Genomic DNA, 17,171 nt, shown 5'->3' with positions numbered 1-17,171 from the left:
TCATCTGGTGCGCTACGACAGGAAGTCAAACGACCGTCGCGATCATGGTCGGCATCCTGCCGAAATGACGAAGGGCGCTCGACCCTTTCGGGGAGCGCCCTTCGGACCCGGACGACTACGAACGTGCGACTGAGTTCAATCGCTGTAGGTAGTCATCGATGACGGGCAGTGAGCGAAAGATGGGGGGAGGATGTCGGGCATTCAAGGCCGTCCGAAGCATCGGTTGCTCGAATGGGTAAACCAAGGCACGCATCGCAAATGCCGCAGCCGTCGTCGTCCATCGGCTGGTCCGCCCGCTCGCAACAGAGGCAGACGACAGAGCATCGGAGCCGGCCTCTGTTTCCGCTCGGCATCAAGATTTCGACCGCATCATTCGATACGATATTTATGACGGATTCCTGCATCACAGCTACGCCAATGACCTCCGCAGCAAGAAATAAGAGCGGTGCGGCGCTTTGCAATAGCGCGCGCTCGCGAGATCACGCGCGAGCGCGCAAGGGGATGGACTCTCCCGGCTTCACATGCTGTTCTGGCGTTCGGAGGGACAGGGTATGGCGTATGAATGGGATCCTCGGCGCGCGAGACGCGCCCGCCTGATCAGGCTTGCGGCGGCGGTCGCGATCAGCGCGTCGGCAATCACGGTGCCCGTCGCGGTCCTCCTGGCCGCCGCACCGATCTGACGGCGTCATCCGAAAGGACGATCGATGGCGCAGGACGATCCTTTCGAGCTTTCCCGCTTCGTGCAGCACAAGACCGCATCTTCGAGACGGTGCTCGCTGAACTCAGGGCCGGACGCAAGCAAACCCATTGGATGTGGTTCATCTTCCCGCAATTGCGCGTACTGGGCAGGTCTCCCACCGCGGACTTCTACGGCATCGGCTCTCTCGAGGAAGCCCGGGCTTATCTCCGACATTCGGTACTTGCTGACAGATTGGCGCGGGCCACTGATGCGGTGCTTGGAGTAACCGACCGTTCCGCCCATGATATTTTCAGTTCGCCCGATGATCTGAAATTCCGCTCATCCATGACGCTGTTTGGCGAAGCTGCCGTGGAGGACGGGGAACGATTCCGGCTCACTCTGGAGCGCTTCTTTGCCGGCGAGCCAGATCGTCGTACTCTCAAACTCACAGGCGGCGGCAAATAGCCGCCGCGTGGCGCAGAGGTCGATCAGATCGCGCGAACGTCTTCCGCTTTCGACTTTCCGGCCTTGCGATCCTGGCCGATGTCATAGCTGACCTTCGTGCCATCTTTCAGAGGCCCGCCCGACAACACCGCCGAGACATGGACGAATACATCCTGGCCGCCATCATCGGGCGTGATGAAGCCAAAACCCTTATCCTGATTGAAAAACTTAACGGTACCAGTTGCCATTGTGATCCTCGCGACTGAGCGGCGTTCGCGCCGCCGGCGGTGTGTTTCGGCGTGGTGTTGACCCCACCATCGGCGCCGACGGTTGACCTCAGTCACATTTCCCAAACCACAAATTAATCAGCATGTTAATCTACCAAGACCGGGGTCATTCGTCCGCGCCGAAAGGGGTCAAACCTCAACGCTTAATCACACAGAAGGCGCGATTTAGTGTCGTCGAGATAGACCTTGATTTCCATTTGCGCACTCGTCCAGTCATTGGGTGACGGAATACTCCCAGGGGTGTCCCTCGGATCATTGACTCTGCGGTAGGAGCCGCCGGATCAAGGGTGCTGAGGCATGCACGAGGAAAATGGTCACACCGCCGACCAATATGGCCAGCACGGCCTGGAGCGCGGATGTCGTCGTCCAGTGCAGGGCCTCCGGGAGGTAGGCGGACACGGTGCTAACGCCCCCAGCTATCCTTTCGATGACGTGTTCCGGGCCGTGGTAGCCCAGTTCGGCCATGCCGTGTACGAGAATGCTTCCTCCGACCCAGAGCATGGCGGCCGTACCGATCATGGCGAGTATACTGAGGAACACCGGGACGCTGACGACGAGGCCACGCCCGAATGCTCGCAATAGGCCGACCGAGGAACCAGCAAGCGCCAGCCCCGCATCGTCCGCCTTCACGATAAGGGCGACGACGCCGTAGACGGCCAGGGTGATCAGAATGCCGACTGAAGCCAGGACCGCCGCCTGCGTGTAGATATTGGAGGCGGCGACGTTGGCGAGCGTCAACGCCATGATTTCGGCGGAGAGTATGAAATCTGTCCTTATCGCGCCCGACACTTTCTGGTTTTCCATAGCGACCGGATCGGAAGTTCCCGACACCGCTGCCTCGTGTTCGTGGGCGTCGTGAGGCATGACGGCCTCGTACAGCTTTTCGGCCCCTTCGTAGCAGAGATAGAGGCCCCCGACCATCAGGAGGGGCGTGATCGCCCATGGCGCAAAATAGCCCAAGAAAATTCCGGCCGGAAGAAGGTAGAGTAGCTTGTTCTTCAAGGACCCGAGCGCGATCTTGGCGATGATCGGCAGTTCCCGCGCCGGCGAAAGGCCGACCACGTATCTCGGCGTCACCGCCGCGTCGTCAATCACGACCCCAGCCGCTTTCGCTCCTGCCTTCGCGGTCTGGGCGGCGATGTCGTCCAGAGACGCGGCCGCGAGCTTCGCGATCGCGGCGACGTCATCGAGGAGTGCGATCAGTCCGGTTGCCATATGATTTCCCATTCGTTCAGCCGCAAGGGGATATCGGTTGCCTTGTAGGGATTGTCCAGTCCGACATCTCGTCAACCGTGAGATCAAGGTCGCAAATGCGTTAAACTTGTATCGGAGCCTCCGCTTTCCCTCGTCGCTGGTTCGATTCCCTTCAAGACCCGAGAAGTGTGCAATCTGGGCATGCCGATGTGCCGGTCAGCGTCGCTAAGTCGATTTCACTATTGAGCCTTTTGGTTCATTTTCTGGTTTCGAGGGAAGAGTGAAGACGACCAAACTTGCTGCGGCACATAGCCATACACCGAGTGCTCCGTAGAGCATGACCCAGCCAAAGCCGTCGCGCAAAGCGGCATGCACAACACTGTCTTCCAATCCATAATGGGATGCGATTGTGCTACCGGCCGAGATTTTTTCGGCGAGCATGCGCAGCTCCGTATCGAGAGTTTGCTGTGGAAGGGAACGTTTCAGCACGAAAAGCACACCTTCAACCAGTATGAGGCCCATGAGTGCGATGTTGATGGCTAGCGAAATCATCCGTGCGCTGGTGTCGATACCGGAAGCCATGCCAACGCGCTCGGACGTGACTGCGCCTGTCGCCGCATTGGTAACAGTTGTATTGGTGAACCCAAGGCCGATGCCCGCCAACACGCATCCCGGCAGCATTGTCAGCCAACTCGCATCAGAGACGCTGCTACCGATCTTCATGATGACAAAGCCGAGCCCGATCGTGAAAAGGCCAGCGGGGATGACGATTCCAGGGCTGAGGCGAAGCATCATACGTTCTGCCACGGGCGGCACGATAAGCGTGGGAAGTGTGTAAGCCAAAAGAGCCATGCTTGCGACAACGCCGTCGTAACCAAGCCCCGCCTGAAACCATATCGGTAGATAGATCATGAACGGCCAGAAGCTGATGTTCATGCCTATCGAACCGAACAGTGCGCCGGAGAAGCGGCGGATGCGAAACACCGAAAAGTCAAACATCGGCCGGGCGCTTGTTCTTTCGGCGATGACAAAACCAATCAGGCTGAGAATGGCAAAGCCCAGGATCGACAGTGCAGTTGGGCTGGTAACGCCGAGATCGGGGCCTTGAGTGATGTAATAAGCAAGGCTAAAGACCGCGGCAGCGAGCGTGACAATGCCGGCGATATCAAGGCTGTCGGCATTCGGATCGCGCGAGCCCTGCACACCGGCGAGCGCAAGCGCCGTCGTTACGCCTGAAAGCAAGACATGGACAAGAAACACCCATTCCCAACTCCAAAGCGCGACAATTGCCCCACCGACGATCGGGCCAAATCCGAGGCCTACGCCAAAGACTATTCCCCACCAGCTGAAAGCGATCCCGCGAAGCCGGCCAGATTGGAACTGGTGCGAGAGCACAGCGATCTGGCAGATGAGCATGACACCGCCGGCCATGCCCTGGACGAAGCGAGCGATGATCAAAACTTTAACGCTATCTGTCAGACCACAGATGAGCGAGGCGATACCGAACGTAACAATGCCAGTAACGAAGACCCGCTTTCGGCCATAGCGGTCGGCCAGTGCGCCAGCCCCCATCAGAACCGCGGTGACAGCGATGGTATAGGCGTTCATGATCCATTGTAGCTGCTTGAAGTCCGCTTTCAATACCTGTTCCAGCGTTGGCAGGATGGCCGGGATGCTCGAGATTTCCAATCCGAACATCAGAGACGAAAGACAGACGGCCGCCAGCGTCAGCGCGGTGCGGCGACTAAAGGATTCGTTCATTTATTGACCTTTCGACGTAATCGCGAGCCGGGAGGGAAACGTTTCCCAGTCCAAAGGCTCACCCAAGTGATTTCTCTTGGATCAGCGCACGATAGTCGGGACTTGATCACAACGTAATTGGATGTTTAAATATATCAGAGACAACAAAACGGGATTATTGAAGTGACGACGCTCGAAGTGGACGCAGTCCAGGCATTTGTCGCGATTGCCGATTTCCAGAGCTTTACGCGTGCCGCGCAACTCCTTGGCACCACACAAGGCGCCATAAGCGTAAAGTTGAAAAGACTGGAAGACCGGCTCGGTGTCAGGCTGGTCGAGCGGACCCCGAGACAGGTTCGTCTCTCGGCTCAAGGTGCCGTGTTCATCGAAGGTGCGCGCGAATTCCTCGCTGCCCACGAGAGAGCTTTGGCGGGACTGTTGTCGTCGCGGCGCCGCTTTGGTCTCGGTATTGCGGCCCATGTCGCTGGTCCGGAGCTTCCGACTTTGCTCACCCGGCTTTATTCTCATGATCCGGGCCTGTGCATCGAGGTTCGCCTCGAAACCTCGCGAAATCTTCTTGGCGCCTTCGATCGCGGCGAGCTTGATGCCGTTATCATTCGTCGTGAGGAAGACCGGCGCGACGGCGAGACACTTGGGCCGGAGCATTTTGGCTGGTTCGCTTCGCCGGGATTTCAGCAAGCTTCCGGGGAGCCGCTTCGGCTCGCAGCGCTTGCACCGCTCTGCGGTGTGCGCGGTATTGCGACCCAGGCCCTTGATGCAGTCGGCATCGCCTGGATAGAGGTGTTCGTCGGCGTATCGACCGCCGTTAACGCCGCAGTCTCGGCGGGACTGGCCATTGCCCCATTTTCCTGCCGCCTGGCGCCGGCCGATACGATTGAAGTCAGCAAGCGCTTCGGCTTGCCGCCTCTTCCGTCATCAGAGATTGTTCTCCATTCGTCGTTGACCGACATGCGGTCTCGCAAAGCCCTTCAAACACTTGCCGCCGCCTTTAGGGAGAAGAACACATCCGTGCGTGAAACCGCGTCTTCTGTTCACAACAACTGGCCTAAGATCGAGCTTCATGAAACCTGACCGGACGCTCCTCGATGTCAACGCGGGGCTTGCCTAACGGAAGTTTGGGGGTCCAGTTGGGGGGGGGGGGCTTTGGCGTTTAAAGGCGCGATGTTCCATAACAACAGCATACGCCTCAAATAGTCACTAAGCTATTGAATCTAATGAAAGACAGATCGTCTCGCGTTGTTCCGTAAGAGCGATTGCAGCTTTGATTCTGCTGGAGTACTGCCCGAGAGAGACACACTGCTTTTACAGCTTTTTCGGCCATTTCTGCGAGGCGTGCATCACCGTAATGATCTCGATGTCCTGGCGAACCCGATAAGGGATGATGTAGGGAATGTCGGACAATACGACTTCGCGCGTGCCGGTGATGCGACCGATGCGACCAACGGTCGGCAGCTCTGCCAACATGTCGACAGACGCTACTAGCCGGGCAACCACGCGTGCAGCGGCATCCGGGTCGTCTTTTTCAATGTACGCACCGATTTCATCAAGCCGCCGCAATGCTCGCACGGTCCAGCGGATGCGCCTCTGCGTCATGACCGAGATGTCGTCTTGAGATATTTACCGACCACGCGTGCCACGTCGTCGTCACTGGCGAATTCGCCGCGGTCTGCCTCGGCAATTCCGGCTTCAATTTCCGCTAGCTGCCATTCTTCGCGTGACACGAAATCTTCAATGGCTTGTGCTGCCATGTAAGAGCGGGAACGGTCGAGCTTTTGAGCAATCTGGTTCAGCCGGTCGGCCACTTCGTCCGGGACGCGGATGGTGAATGCGGTCATGAAAACCTCGCCTCTTGTTCACCTTGACTATCTTTGAACCATGCTGGTTCGTCAAGGTTCAATTGACGTCTGCCGCCGTTTGCTTAGTAGCGAAACTGCCGGGTTCCTCCGACCCAGAGCATTGCGGCCGTACCGATCATGGCGAGTATACTGAGGAACACCGGGACGCTGACGACGAGGCCACGCCATGTGTTCAATGTCAAAATTGGCATGCCTTCGGCATCCCGACCAACGATGCGGTCAGGGCCTATTGTCTGGACATGCGGTTCAAGTTTGAGCCTCAGACGCTCTTATCCTGCCGGAGCAGGAGCACACCTTCGGCCCTTATTCACGCCAGGTTATTGGACCCGGCGTAGACTTCAGGCGACACCGTCACGGCGCGCAATGCGTCTGACTTCGTCAGCCGCCGCATCAAGAATTCCTTGCGACATGGTCTCGTCTTCCATGATCCGCGATAGCGTCACGGCGCCCACCATGAGAGAAAGGATTGCCATGGCCTTGCTGCCTGGTTCGGAACTCTTGTCGTCGTCTGTCAGTTCATTCAGTACTTCGAAGTGGGCACGGATGCCGTCTTCGAAAGGTTTCCTGACCTCCGCGCTATGGCGAGCCGCATCCGATCCCAACGCCACCAGCGGGCAACCTTCCGCCTTTTCTCCCCTGTGGTCCGGGGAAAGATAGAACGCCATGACAGCCTCAAGGGGGGCGGCACTGTCATTCGCCGCCGCTGACCATCTGCGTGTGGCGCTTTCCATGGCGCGCCTTGACGCGAGAGCGGCGAGGTCGTCCTTCGACGCAAACTGCTTGTAAAACCCTCCTTGCGTGAGGCCGGCACCTTTCATCAGATCCTTGAGGCCGATGCCATCGAAGCCATGCTCGCGAAACAGACGGCTCGCGACATCAATCACCCTGTCCCGATTTTCTTCGGCTTGCGCGCGGCTCACTCTCATATTGACCTCCAATTAGATTTCATTTGACATCTATGCCTTGAATAGAGTTAGGTCGCAATCTAATTTGTTTGGATCGCTGGTCAAGAAGAGAACGAAAAAATGAAACGCAAACATGTCCTGTCTCTCGTAGGCCTCGTGGCAGCGGCTGGCGCTGCGGGAGTCTTCTCCCTGTTTTACGAACCGACAAGGCAGGAAGCTGTGGCTGCTGATCCAAGGACGGCCTCCCCCCTGGTTCGGGTTGCAGAGGCAACGACCACTGGAATGGCTGAGCGCTCTTTCACAGGCACGGTCGCGTCCCGTGTCCAGAGCAACCTTGGTTTCCGTGTTCCCGGCAAGATCGTCGAGCGGATGGTCGATGTGGGACAGCAGGTCAGCAAAGGCCAGGCGCTCATGCGCATCGATGAAACCGACCTTCAGCTGGCGCTCACATCCAGGCGCAACACCGTTACGGCAGCACGCGCCGTTCTGGTCCAGGCGCAGGCAGACGAGAAACGGTATGCAGCACTTGTCAAAAACGGCCTGGCAGCCACACCACAGCGATATGAACAGGCAAAAGCAGCGCTCGACACCGCCACGGCTCAGCTTGCGGCGGCAGAAGCAGACGCCAAAGTGGCTGAAAACGGCACCCTCTACACGCTTCTCGTTGCAGACGCTGACGGAACCATAGTCCAGACCCTTGGAGATCCCGGACAGGTCGTAGCAGCGGGCCAGACGGTCGTGCAACTGGCGCAGTCCGGGCCGCGTGAAGCGGTCGTCTGGCTACCTGAGACCCTGCGTCCCGCTCCCGGCTCCGAAGCTCGGGCCAGTGTCTATGGAGGCGGAAGTCTGAGTGGCAAAGCCAGGCTGCGGCAGATCTCCGATTCTGCCGATCCTCAAACCCGGACTTACGAGGCGCGTTATATTCTCGAGGGCGAGGCCGCCGCAGCCCCGCTTGGCTCGACCGTGACGATCAAAATTCTGGATGCTGACCGCCAGTCGGAAGTCGCCGTACCTGTCGGCGCAATTTTGGACGACGGAAATCGCACAGGCGTGTGGGTCGTGGACGGCACCACTTCGATTGTGAAGTTCACACCGGTCAAGGTAAGCCAGATTGGCGAGGAGACGGCATTTGTCACGGGGATAGGAACCGGAGAGCAGGTCGTTGCTCTGGGCGCACATCTTCTCGACGATGGCGTGACCGTCAGAATTGCCTCGCAACAAGAGGTGACGAAATAATGAACTTCAATCTTTCCGCCATCGCGGTTCGCGAACGCGCCGTCACCCTCTTCTTTATCGTGCTGCTAGCTGCTGCAGGCGCCTACGCCTTCGTCAAACTGGGACGCGCCGAGGATCCGTCGTTCACCATCAAGACCCTGACGGTCACGTCAGTCTGGCCAGGTGCCACCGCGCGAGAAATGCAGGATCTTGTTGCCGAGCCGCTCGAAAAGCGCATTCAGGAACTCACCTGGTACGACCGCGTCGAGACGACAACCCGACCCGGCTACGCTTTTCTGACGGTCACCCTCAAGGATAACACCCCGGCAAGCGCCGTCACAGATGAGTTCTATCAAGCGCGCAAGAAGCTCGGTGACGAAGCCCGCAATCTCCCGCCGGGCGTTATGGGCCCGTTCGTCAACGACGAATACTCCGATGTCAGCTTCGGTCTCTATGCATTGAAGGCAAAGGGAATGCCGATGCGCGATCTCGTGCGACAGGCAGAGGTCATCCGTCAGGACCTCCTGCACGTGCCTGGCGTCAAGAAAATCAACATCGTCGGCGAGCGTCCTGAACAGATTTTTGTCGAGTTCTCATACCCGAAGCTCGCGACACTCGGCATATCGGCACAAGATATCGCTGCTGCTTTGCAGCGACAGAACACGGTCACACCCGCAGGATCAATAGACACCAGAGGACCACAGGTCTTCATCCGCTTTGACGGAGCCTACAACAGTGTGCAGGCGATTGCCGACACGCCGATCGTAGCTGCTGGACGTACGCTCAAGTTGTCCGATCTGGCGGAGGTGCGGCGCGGTTATCAGGATCCTGCCACATATATCATCCGCCACGAGGGCGAGCCGACAATCATGCTGGGCGCCGTCATGCAGGCAGGCTGGAATGGCCTTGATCTTGGCAAGGCACTCGAGGCTCGTTCTGCCGCCATTTCACAGACACTGCCGCTGGGCATGACGCTGACCAAAGTCAGCGATCAGGCCGTCAATATCGATGAGGCAGTCGGCGAGTTCATGCTCAAGTTCGCCATGGCGCTCGGCGTCGTGCTCTTCGTAAGCCTGGTCGCTCTTGGCTGGCGCGTCGGCATCGTTGTCGCGCTGGCTGTACCGCTCACACTCGCTGTCGTCTTCCTGATCATGCTCGAAACGGGGCGTTTCTTTGACCGCATTACGCTCGGCGCTCTGATCCTTGCGCTCGGACTTCTGGTGGACGACGCCATCATCGCCATCGAAGTCATGGTCGTGAAGTTGGAAGAGGGCATGGACCGCATCAAGGCGGCCGCCTATGCCTGGAGCCATACGGCGGCGCCGATGTTGTCGGGAACCCTCGTTACGGTCATCGGCTTGATGCCCGTTGGTTTCGCTAAATCAACCGCCGGCGAATACGCCGGCAACATCTTCTGGGTCGTCGGTTTCGCGCTGATCGTCTCCTGGATCGTTGCCGTCACCTTCACGCCCTATCTTGGCGTCAAGATGCTGCCTGATATCAAGCCGGTAAAGGGCGGTCATCACGCCATCTATGACACGCCAAATTACCGTCGTCTGCGTTCCAGCATCGCTTTCGCCGTCCGGCATAAGTTCATGGTCTGCGCAGTGGTAGGCATTTCCATGGCCGTTTCGGTCGTTGGGATGGGCAGCGTAAAGCAGCAGTTTTTCCCGACATCGGATCGCCCGGAGGTGCTGGTTGAAGTGCGTATGCCAGAGGGTACCAGCATCGAAACCACAACAGCCGCAGTGGAGAAAGTCGAAGGCTGGCTGAAAACTCAGCCGGAAACCAAAATCGTTACCAGCTATGTAGGGCAGGGCGCTCCACGCTTCTTCTTCGCCATGGCGCCGGAATTGCCGGATCCCGCCTTCGCCAAGGTCGTCGTGCTCACACCCGATGCCCTTGCACGCGAAGAACTCAAGCACCGCCTCCGTGCCGCCATATCGGAGGGTCTTGTCCCCGAAGCGTCTGTGCGGGCGACGCAACTCGTATTCGGTCCCTACACACCGTTCCCTGTCGAATTCCGGATCATGGGGCCTGATCAGGACGAGCTCTACAAAATCTCCGAGCAGGCTCTGGCTATCATGAAGACCGTTCCCGATGTCCGGCAAGCCAACCGCGACTGGGGGAACCGGACACCAGTTCTGCGATTTGTCCCAGATCAGGAACGGCTCAATCTGATTGGTCTCTCGCCGTCTGAGGCAGCTCAACAAATGCAGATGCTGCTCAGCGGTATTCCCGTCACGCAAGTGCGCGACAACATCCGCAACGTGCCCGTCGTTGCCCGAAGTGCCGGCGACAACCGTCTTGACCCATCACGCCTTGCCGACTTCTCGCTGATGAGCAGGGATGGCCGTCAGGTTCCGTTGGATCAACTCGGGCACTCCGAGATCCGGTTTGAGGAGCCGATCCTGAAACGTCGCGATCGGATGCCGGTGATCACGATACGCTCCGACATCAATGAGGCAACGCAGCCCCCGGAGGTTTCCCAGCAGGTCATGAACGCACTCCAGCCATTGATCGCATCGCTCCCCGTTGGATACCGCATCGAAATGGGCGGAAACATCGAGGAGTCGTTGAAAGCCAATGTTGCGCTTGCGCAGGTTTTCCCGCTGATGATTGCTGCCATGTTGATCATCATCATCCTGCAGGTTCGCAGTCTCTCGACAATGACAATGGTGATGCTGACCGCACCGCTTGGTCTTGCCGGGGTGGTTCCGACCTTGCTGCTGTTCAATCAACCCTTCGGCTTCAACGCCATTCTCGGCTTGATCGGGCTCGCAGGCATCCTGATGCGAAACACGCTGATCCTCACGGAGCAGATCAAGGAAAATCAGGCGGCCGGGCTCGACGACTACCACGCTGTCATCGAGGCGACCGTCCAGCGAACGAGACCTGTTATCCTGACTGCGCTTGCAGCCATCCTGGCGTTCATACCTCTGACCTACTCGGTATTCTGGGGGTCGATGGCCTACACGCTGATTGGCGGAACGGCGGCAGGCACTGTGATGATCCTGCTCTTCCTTCCGGCCCTCTACGCTGTGTGGTTTCGGATCAAACCACCCAAAGCAGATGGGAAAGATGAAGCGGTCGAACATCGGGCGCCGCCAATGGCGCTGGCGGCAGAATAGGGGCGTCCGTGCCACGTATCGCAATCCCACAGGGCCGCTCGGGCACTGAAGTGAAGATTTGGCGCGAGCGTATGCTCGATGTGGCGGAGCAGCATTTTCGCCACATCGGTTTTCAGAAGACGACAGTGGCCGATATTGCGAAATGCCTGGAAATGAGCAGCGCGAATGTATACCGCTTTTTTCCCTCCAGGATGGCGATAAATGCTTCAATCTCTGGTCGGTTCTTCGAGGAATACATTCAAGTCGCAACGTTGACCGCGTGCATTCGTGGGTCGGCACAAACCAGGCTCGTAGAAACCCTGAAGCGACTGCATCAGAAGCGGAAGGCAACGTTTGTTGAAGAGAAGCGCATCCATGATCTGATGGTTGCCGCGGCGGGTGAAAAATTGGGAGATCAACAAGGCCCATACTGATGAAGTTGTTGGGATTGAAGCAATCGTAAGGGACGGAATAGATTCCGGCGACTTCAGAACTGAAGATCCAGAGCGCGGGGCCAGAAATGTCATGACTGCTTTCACGCCATTCTATCACCCTATGCTCGTCGAACAGGATGTCCGGGAGGGTAGTGATACCTCTTCACATCTTCTCGATCAGATAGAGTTTTACATCAGGGCTCTGGGTGGCTCGGCAACGAATGACCGCCACACCCATAAATAGAGGAAGCTAGCTGTGCGGAATTCGCCGCGACTTTAGGCCGTAAAGGCTGAGTTTCAACAGCCCATTGGTAAAACGGCGCGCGGGTCGATGGTTCACATCCCTTCAAGAGCAAACGGACGGGCCTTCTGCCTGCGAGCATGGGTGAGGTGCCAGTTTCTTGTCATCGTGGTCCGGTGTAGTACTTTGAACAGGGTAGCATCGCTTTTCCCGCTCAGCTCCCTGGAGCATCCCGCGTTGGAAGGGAGTTCGCGTGAGCAGCCGCTTCGCCAGAGTAAGGGAAATCATCTCCCATTTGACGGTCGCCCTCGTAGACCTTGAAGGTAGGGCCCTCGACTTCAATGATCTTGTATCCGTTCACGTATTCGATCTTTGGCGTTTTCCAACCCATGATGAGTTCTCCTATTCAAGGTCCTGTATTCTCTACCTGGGGAAATGCTATCGACAGCCCATGCCCGCCGATCTATCGGAGCACATTTGTGGTTGCAGGGTCTCAATGTGGTAACTCGCACTGCCGATTATAAGATGTTCGCGCAAGAGACTGACTTCCTGGAGTCGGGCCTGCGGTTCGATTCGGTTCAAGGCGTTAACAGCTCGCCTGTAATCCCCGGGGACACCGGCAGCTACTGGCCGGCAGGCCCCGCGCCCCTCAGGCACAACTTGCGCGAAGGGCCGCCAAACGACACACTTCGATCGTGACCGAAGCTTTGCTTCCGGGAAGCTGCCATAAGAGCCTGTCGCCATCGGAGCCCAGGTCATGACATCTTGCCAACCATCCAGGATAAAACCCTTTTTCGGCTGGCACGTGGTCGCCGCGACCTTCGTGCTGGCAGTCTTTGGCTGGGGTGTCGGTTTTTACGGACCACCGATCTACCTGCAAATGGTGGTTCAGCGAACGGGATGGCCCGTTACGCTTGTCTCGGCCGCCGTAACGCTGCACTTTCTGGTCGGTGCGATAGTCGTGGCGAACCTTCCTCGACTGTATCGGCTTGCGGGCGTTCCCGCGATCACCGTCATCGGCGCGATTCTCCTCGCAATCGGCGTCGTCGGTTGGTCTCTGGCCGATCGGCCGTGGCACCTGTTCGCCGCCGCTCTCCTGAGTGGAACAGGCTGGGTTGCGATGGGCGCTGCGGCAGTGAACGCCATCATCGCGCCCTGGTTTGTCCGGGCCCGCCCAGCAGCACTGTCCATGGCATATAATGGAGCAAGTGTGGGAGGTGTTATCTTCTCGCCCCTGTGGGTCGTGCTCATCGCGTCAAGCGGGTTTGCACAGGCAGCCGTCATCGTCGGGATCTCGATGGTCCTAACCGTGGCCGCCTTGTCTGTTGTGGCATTTTCCAAATCTCCCGACGTTCTCGGGCAATTTCCAGACGGAGCGTGGCCAGAGCAGGGGATGTCCCCGACGGCTCCGTCGCTCACTGAGCCCAGGGGAGGCGCTTCGCTTTGGCGCGATCGCCGCTTCCTGACGCTAGCGGCGGGTATGGCTGCCGGGTTGTTTGCACAGATCGGGCTGCTGGCCCATCTGTTTTCGATCATGGTGCCGGTCTTCGGATCAAAGGCGGCGGGCCTGCTGATGGGAGGGGCTACCGTTGCGGCAATCCTCGGGCGCACGGGCATCGGTTGGCTGATGCCGGTTTCCGCGGACCGCCGTCTGGTCGCATCCGCGAGCTACGGGGTCCAGATTATCGGCACCCTGATGCTTTTGGCGACGGACGGAGAAAATGCCGCCGCGGTGGTTATTGGAGTCCTGCTGTTCGGCCTCGGCATCGGCAACGCCACGTCGCTCCCGCCTCTCATTGCACAGGTGGAATTTACCAGGAGCGACGTCTCCCGCGTGGTGCCGCTGATCGTGGCTCTGAGCCAGGCGACCTATGCACTCGCGCCCGCGCTGTTCGGCATTGCCAGGACGATCTCTGACCCCGCCGTTTTCATTCTGGCGTTGGTGATTCAGTTTCTGGCGGTTTTAGCGTTTTTGACCGGACGGCATGGATGACCGCCAATCGGCGATCCCGGATTGCCGGTCTGGCGCGTCGGCGCTGGCGGTGGGCTCAGAGGGCGAGAGCACACAGACAGCCCGAGATCGCTGTTCCCGGCAGCTAAGTTGCTTACGCTTCCGTTTGTGGCGTGAGCAACTGCTGGCCACCACAGGTGAGGGACCGAGACGTACGCCGCGCCACGGTATTTCAGGATCGGGGGGCGTGGCTGGGATCTGGGAGGACTGGTTCTAGAGCTTGATCCGTTCCGAGCCGGCTGCTGGCGCGCGGCGCGGCACCTACTGCGGTTGCAGATGTTCTGCCATGAAGTCGATGAACACTCTGAGTTTGGGCGTGATCTGGCGGCTGGCCGGCCAGAGAACGTTGAACTGATCGGTTTCTTCCACCCACTCATCCAAAATCGACACGAGACGGCCATCAGCGATCTCGCTCCGGATCGCAAAGGGCGGCAGACAGGCAATGCCCATTCCTCGGATGGCCAACTCGATCAGCGGATCGACCGCCGTCGCGCTCATCCGTTCGGGCAGGACAATCTTCCCCTGCGGTTGTCCGCGAGCAAACGGCCAGGGTCGTAGCTTGCCCGTGCTCGGCGACCGTTGGTGTAGACACTGGTGATGCGTCAAATCATCAAGGGTTTCCGGCACGCCGCACCGTGCCAGATAGCCTGGCGAGGCGACAATCTTCAGTTTGAACCTTCCAACATTGCGGCTCATCAACCGGCTGTCCGAGGGCTGCCCGGTGCGAATGACCGCATCGAACCCTTCCTCCACAACGTCAACCAGCCGATCGCTGAAATCCAAATCGAGCTGCACCTCGGGCCAGGCGCGCATGAAGTTGGCCATCACCGGCGTCAGGAGCATGCCGACCAGCGGCAGACTGACGCGTAGCCTCCCTCTCGGCGTCCGATTGGATCGGGCAAGCTCGGCTTCCGCTGCCTCGACCTCCTCGAAGATGCGGCGGCAGCGTTCAAGGAACAGCCGCCCTTCCTCGGTCAGCGTCATGTTGCGCGTGTTGCGATGGAACAGGCGCACATCCAGCCGTTGCTCGAGCCGCACCACCGCCTTGCCAACCGCAGAGGCAGATAGGCCGAGCTTGCGACCAGCTGCAACGAAGCTGCCTGTTTCAGCCGATTGCACGAAGGCGTCGAACGCTGTGAGTTTGTCCATGCACTGACTATTATCGGAATTTTATTCTGTAGTCATCGGAATGACGGCCTGTTTTTCCGCAACAAACCGTCCGCTATCGCTTGGCCTTCCGAAACAAGGAGACGAACATGATCCCCGCCTTCACGATCCAGCCCGCCGCAACGACATTCATCGTCAATGTCATTCACGTTCATCCTGGCAAGCAGGAGGAAGCATTCCGATTGATCCAGGATGTCGTTCACTACGTCGCCGAGCAGAAGCCCGGTTTCCTGTGGAGCAACCTTGCCAAGAGCACGGATGGGCTGACCGTCGTGAACATCGAGGCGATTTCCGATGCTGGCGATGTCGGGATCTTCTTTTCCGATCCGGTATTCCTCGAAAAGTTCCGCAAGCTCGACACCGTCTCGTCGAGCGAGTTCCACACCTACACCGTTGCCGACCTGGTGCTGCCGAAGGCCTCAGCATGACGACGCAGGTCGGACGGCTGCCAGTCGCGGGGCTATGCGCGCTGGCGATTGCCGGTTTCCTCACCATCCTGACCGAGGCTCTGCCTGCCGGTCTGCTCCCGCAGATCGGGGGATCGCTGGAGGTGAGCGAGGCGATGGCCGGACAATGTGCTCTGATCCCCAAAAACTGGACCATTCATAGTTGGAGTTTTCCGCGATAATTTCCCGGCTGGGATAAGGAGCGGAAGCGATGAAGGCATCGAATTTTCGGGCGCGCAGAAGGCGTTCATATTGAAGCAGGGCGACGACGGCGTGCCGGTTGCGGAGATCTGCCGGAAGGCAGGTATCAGCCAGGCGACGTATTTCAACTGGCGCAAGAAGTATGCGGGCCTGTTGCCCGACGAGATGCGACGTCTGAAGGCTTTGGAGGATGAGAATTCCCGGCTGAAGAAGATTGTCGCGGACCTGACGCTTGACCGGGAGATGCTCCAGGACGTCATCCGCCGAAAGCTCTGAGGCCTGTCCAGCAGCGAAAGCTGATCGACGGGATGCTGGCGGACTGGGGCATATCGATCCGACGGGCCTGCAAGGTCCTGACATTCGATACATCGACTTATCACTACAAGTCCCGGCGCACCGGACAGGCCCCTCTCGAAAGACGGATCAGGGAGATTTGCGAGGCACGCGTCCGTTATGGATATCGGCGTGTCCATATCCTCCTGCGCCGTGATGGATGGAAGATCAACATGAAGAAGACACGCAGGATTTACAGTGAGTTAGGGCTTCAACTGCGCAACAAGCACCCCAAGCGGCGGGTCAAGGCAAAACTACGGGAGGATCGCCAGGAAGCCGCCGGGCCGAACGACGTGTGGGCGATGGACTTCGTTCACGACCAGCTTTCGACCGGCAAGAAGCTGCGCATCCTGACCATTGTCGATACCCATGCGCGTTACTGCCTCGCAACCGATGCGCGGTTCACCTATCGCGGTGAGGATGTTGTCCAGACGCTGGAACGCATTTGCAGGAAGACTGGGTCTCCGAAGACGATCAGGGTCGACAACGGCAGCGAATTCATCTCCCGAGATCTCGACCTTTGGGCCTATGCCAACAACGTCACGCTGGACTTCTCGCGGCCCGGTAAGCCGACGGACAACGGCTTCATCGAGGCGTTCAACAGTAAGCTCCGCGCGGAATGCCTGAACGCTCATTGGTTCCTGACCCTTGCGGATTCAAGCGAAAAGTTGGAGACTTGGCGTCGATACTACAACGAGGAACGTCCTCACTCGGCGATCGGTTACAAACCTCCGATCCTGCTGCATAATCCCGGTGGCGATACCAGCCAGCCATCGTGATAAGAGCCGGAAAACTCCAACTCCCGGCGGTCCAAGGTTTGGGCTCAGAGCAAGACCGCCGAGGCTCTAATCGCTGCCGGATGAAAGTTCAGGGGCAGGTCAACGTGA

Annotated in this window: 17 protein-coding genes and 2 pseudogenes; 10 read left to right on the top strand and 9 right to left on the bottom strand. The window is 58.6% G+C overall.

Annotated features, from left to right (window positions below; genetic code table 11):
- Window positions 1-704 precede the first annotated feature (704 nt).
- A pseudogene (locus BSY16_RS21800) lies at window positions 705-1,144 on the top strand (DUF1810 domain-containing protein).
- A 23-nt stretch (window positions 1,145-1,167) separates the two neighbouring features.
- Here BSY16_RS21800 and BSY16_RS21795 read toward each other — a convergent pair.
- The 3 genes from BSY16_RS21795 to BSY16_RS21785 form a co-directional block, all read right to left on the bottom strand.
- Window positions 1,168-1,371 carry a cold-shock protein gene (locus BSY16_RS21795; protein ID WP_069061981.1) on the bottom strand — a complete coding sequence of 68 codons (204 nt, stop codon included), beginning with the start codon at window positions 1,369-1,371 and terminating at the stop codon, window positions 1,168-1,170.
- A gap of 291 nt (window positions 1,372-1,662) precedes the next feature.
- A complete protein-coding gene (locus BSY16_RS21790) occupies window positions 1,663-2,625 on the bottom strand; it encodes a DUF808 domain-containing protein (protein ID WP_069061980.1) in 963 nt (320 codons plus the stop codon).
- Window positions 2,626-2,829: 204 nt separating this feature from the next.
- The gene (locus BSY16_RS21785) at window positions 2,830-4,365 is read right to left on the bottom strand and encodes an MFS transporter (protein ID WP_069061979.1); all 1,536 of its coding nucleotides are present in this window, start codon (window positions 4,363-4,365) and stop codon (window positions 2,830-2,832) included.
- Between the two features lie 162 nt (window positions 4,366-4,527).
- Here BSY16_RS21785 and BSY16_RS21780 point away from each other — a divergent pair, with 162 nt between their 5' ends.
- Window positions 4,528-5,436: a LysR family transcriptional regulator gene (locus tag BSY16_RS21780; protein ID WP_083243057.1), complete on the top strand. Its 909-nt coding sequence runs from the start codon at window positions 4,528-4,530 to the stop codon at window positions 5,434-5,436.
- A gap of 231 nt (window positions 5,437-5,667) precedes the next feature.
- Here BSY16_RS21780 and BSY16_RS21775 read toward each other — a convergent pair whose 3' ends face one another.
- From BSY16_RS21775 to BSY16_RS21760, 4 genes are all read right to left on the bottom strand, one after another.
- Complete coding sequence (locus BSY16_RS21775) at window positions 5,668-5,958, bottom strand: type II toxin-antitoxin system RelE/ParE family toxin (RefSeq protein WP_069061977.1); 291 nt, start codon at window positions 5,956-5,958, stop codon at window positions 5,668-5,670.
- Entirely contained in the window at window positions 5,955-6,200 is a 246-nt protein-coding gene (locus BSY16_RS21770; protein ID WP_069061976.1) for a CopG family ribbon-helix-helix protein, read from the bottom strand. Before BSY16_RS21770 ends, BSY16_RS21775 begins: the two co-directional genes overlap by 4 nt.
- 83 nt (window positions 6,201-6,283) lie before the next feature.
- Entirely contained in the window at window positions 6,284-6,412 is a 129-nt protein-coding gene (locus tag BSY16_RS32100) for a DUF808 family protein (protein ID WP_150130097.1), read from the bottom strand.
- Between the two features lie 147 nt (window positions 6,413-6,559).
- The gene (locus BSY16_RS21760) at window positions 6,560-7,147 is read right to left on the bottom strand and encodes a TetR/AcrR family transcriptional regulator (RefSeq protein ID WP_069061974.1); all 588 of its coding nucleotides are present in this window, start codon (window positions 7,145-7,147) and stop codon (window positions 6,560-6,562) included.
- A 99-nt stretch (window positions 7,148-7,246) separates the two neighbouring features.
- Between BSY16_RS21760 and BSY16_RS21755 the strand changes: the two genes are divergently transcribed.
- The 4 genes from BSY16_RS21755 to BSY16_RS32845 are packed head-to-tail and all read left to right on the top strand — an operon-like array spanning window position 7,247 to window position 12,129.
- Complete coding sequence (locus BSY16_RS21755; protein ID WP_069061973.1) at window positions 7,247-8,362, top strand: efflux RND transporter periplasmic adaptor subunit; 1,116 nt, start codon at window positions 7,247-7,249, stop codon at window positions 8,360-8,362.
- A complete protein-coding gene (locus BSY16_RS21750; RefSeq protein ID WP_069061972.1) occupies window positions 8,362-11,472 on the top strand; it encodes an efflux RND transporter permease subunit in 3,111 nt (1,036 codons plus the stop codon). Before BSY16_RS21755 ends, BSY16_RS21750 begins: the two co-directional genes overlap by 1 nt.
- Before the next feature lie 8 nt (window positions 11,473-11,480).
- On the top strand, window positions 11,481-11,885 hold the full coding sequence (locus tag BSY16_RS32850) for a TetR/AcrR family transcriptional regulator (protein ID WP_286157311.1): 405 nt from the start codon (window positions 11,481-11,483) through the stop codon (window positions 11,883-11,885).
- Entirely contained in the window at window positions 11,851-12,129 is a 279-nt protein-coding gene (locus BSY16_RS32845; protein ID WP_286157310.1) for a hypothetical protein, read from the top strand. Before BSY16_RS32850 ends, BSY16_RS32845 begins: the two co-directional genes overlap by 35 nt.
- Window positions 12,130-12,340: 211 nt before the next feature.
- Here BSY16_RS32845 and BSY16_RS32520 read toward each other — a convergent pair whose 3' ends face one another.
- The gene (locus BSY16_RS32520; RefSeq protein WP_171902470.1) at window positions 12,341-12,517 is read right to left on the bottom strand and encodes a hypothetical protein; all 177 of its coding nucleotides are present in this window, start codon (window positions 12,515-12,517) and stop codon (window positions 12,341-12,343) included.
- 366 nt (window positions 12,518-12,883) lie between these two features.
- Between BSY16_RS32520 and BSY16_RS21740 the strand changes: the two genes are divergently transcribed.
- The gene (locus BSY16_RS21740; protein ID WP_069061971.1) at window positions 12,884-14,119 is read left to right on the top strand and encodes an MFS transporter; all 1,236 of its coding nucleotides are present in this window, start codon (window positions 12,884-12,886) and stop codon (window positions 14,117-14,119) included.
- Between the two features lie 279 nt (window positions 14,120-14,398).
- On the opposite strand, the gene BSY16_RS21735 is transcribed toward BSY16_RS21740, so the two are convergent.
- Window positions 14,399-15,286 (bottom strand): LysR family transcriptional regulator, encoded by an 888-nt coding sequence (locus BSY16_RS21735; RefSeq protein ID WP_069061970.1) that lies wholly within the window; start codon window positions 15,284-15,286, stop codon window positions 14,399-14,401.
- A gap of 107 nt (window positions 15,287-15,393) precedes the next feature.
- On the opposite strand from BSY16_RS21735, the gene BSY16_RS21730 reads away from it, so the two are divergent.
- From BSY16_RS21730 to BSY16_RS21715, 3 genes and pseudogenes are all read left to right on the top strand, one after another.
- Entirely contained in the window at window positions 15,394-15,732 is a 339-nt protein-coding gene (locus tag BSY16_RS21730; RefSeq protein ID WP_069061969.1) for an antibiotic biosynthesis monooxygenase, read from the top strand.
- Window positions 15,729-15,890: pseudogene (locus tag BSY16_RS21725) on the top strand (MFS transporter); the annotation flags it as partial. The gene BSY16_RS21730 and the pseudogene BSY16_RS21725, both read left to right, overlap by 4 nt.
- 79 nt (window positions 15,891-15,969) lie before the next feature.
- A protein-coding gene (locus BSY16_RS21715; protein ID WP_502696039.1) for an IS3 family transposase occupies window positions 15,970-17,063 on the top strand; the annotation gives its coding sequence in 2 pieces (ribosomal slippage) (window positions 15,970-16,213 and window positions 16,213-17,063; 1,095 coding nt in all).
- Window positions 17,064-17,171 lie beyond the last annotated feature (108 nt).

This window comes from Sinorhizobium sp. RAC02 (assembly GCF_001713395.1).
GTDB lineage: Bacteria > Pseudomonadota > Alphaproteobacteria > Rhizobiales > Rhizobiaceae > Shinella.
The sequence above is the reverse complement of the archived record's forward strand: the minus strand, read 5'-3'. Positions and strand labels throughout refer to the sequence as shown.

Coding starts and splice junctions, on each gene's coding strand:
- BSY16_RS21795 (WP_069061981.1), bottom strand. CDS start 1,371: ATGGCAACTGGTACCGTTAAGTTTTTCAATCAGGATAAGGGTTTTGGC.
- BSY16_RS21790 (WP_069061980.1), bottom strand. CDS start 2,625: ATGGCAACCGGACTGATCGCACTCCTCGATGACGTCGCCGCGATCGCG.
- BSY16_RS21785 (WP_069061979.1), bottom strand. CDS start 4,365: ATGAACGAATCCTTTAGTCGCCGCACCGCGCTGACGCTGGCGGCCGTC.
- BSY16_RS21775 (WP_069061977.1), bottom strand. CDS start 5,958: ATGACGCAGAGGCGCATCCGCTGGACCGTGCGAGCATTGCGGCGGCTT.
- BSY16_RS21770 (WP_069061976.1), bottom strand. CDS start 6,200: ATGACCGCATTCACCATCCGCGTCCCGGACGAAGTGGCCGACCGGCTG.
- BSY16_RS32100 (WP_150130097.1), bottom strand. CDS start 6,412: ATGCCAATTTTGACATTGAACACATGGCGTGGCCTCGTCGTCAGCGTC.
- BSY16_RS21760 (WP_069061974.1), bottom strand. CDS start 7,147: ATGAGAGTGAGCCGCGCGCAAGCCGAAGAAAATCGGGACAGGGTGATT.
- BSY16_RS21755 (WP_069061973.1), top strand. CDS start 7,247: ATGAAACGCAAACATGTCCTGTCTCTCGTAGGCCTCGTGGCAGCGGCT.
- BSY16_RS21750 (WP_069061972.1), top strand. CDS start 8,362: ATGAACTTCAATCTTTCCGCCATCGCGGTTCGCGAACGCGCCGTCACC.
- BSY16_RS32520 (WP_171902470.1), bottom strand. CDS start 12,517: ATGGGTTGGAAAACGCCAAAGATCGAATACGTGAACGGATACAAGATC.
- BSY16_RS21740 (WP_069061971.1), top strand. CDS start 12,884: ATGACATCTTGCCAACCATCCAGGATAAAACCCTTTTTCGGCTGGCAC.
- BSY16_RS21735 (WP_069061970.1), bottom strand. CDS start 15,286: ATGGACAAACTCACAGCGTTCGACGCCTTCGTGCAATCGGCTGAAACA.
- BSY16_RS21730 (WP_069061969.1), top strand. CDS start 15,394: ATGATCCCCGCCTTCACGATCCAGCCCGCCGCAACGACATTCATCGTC.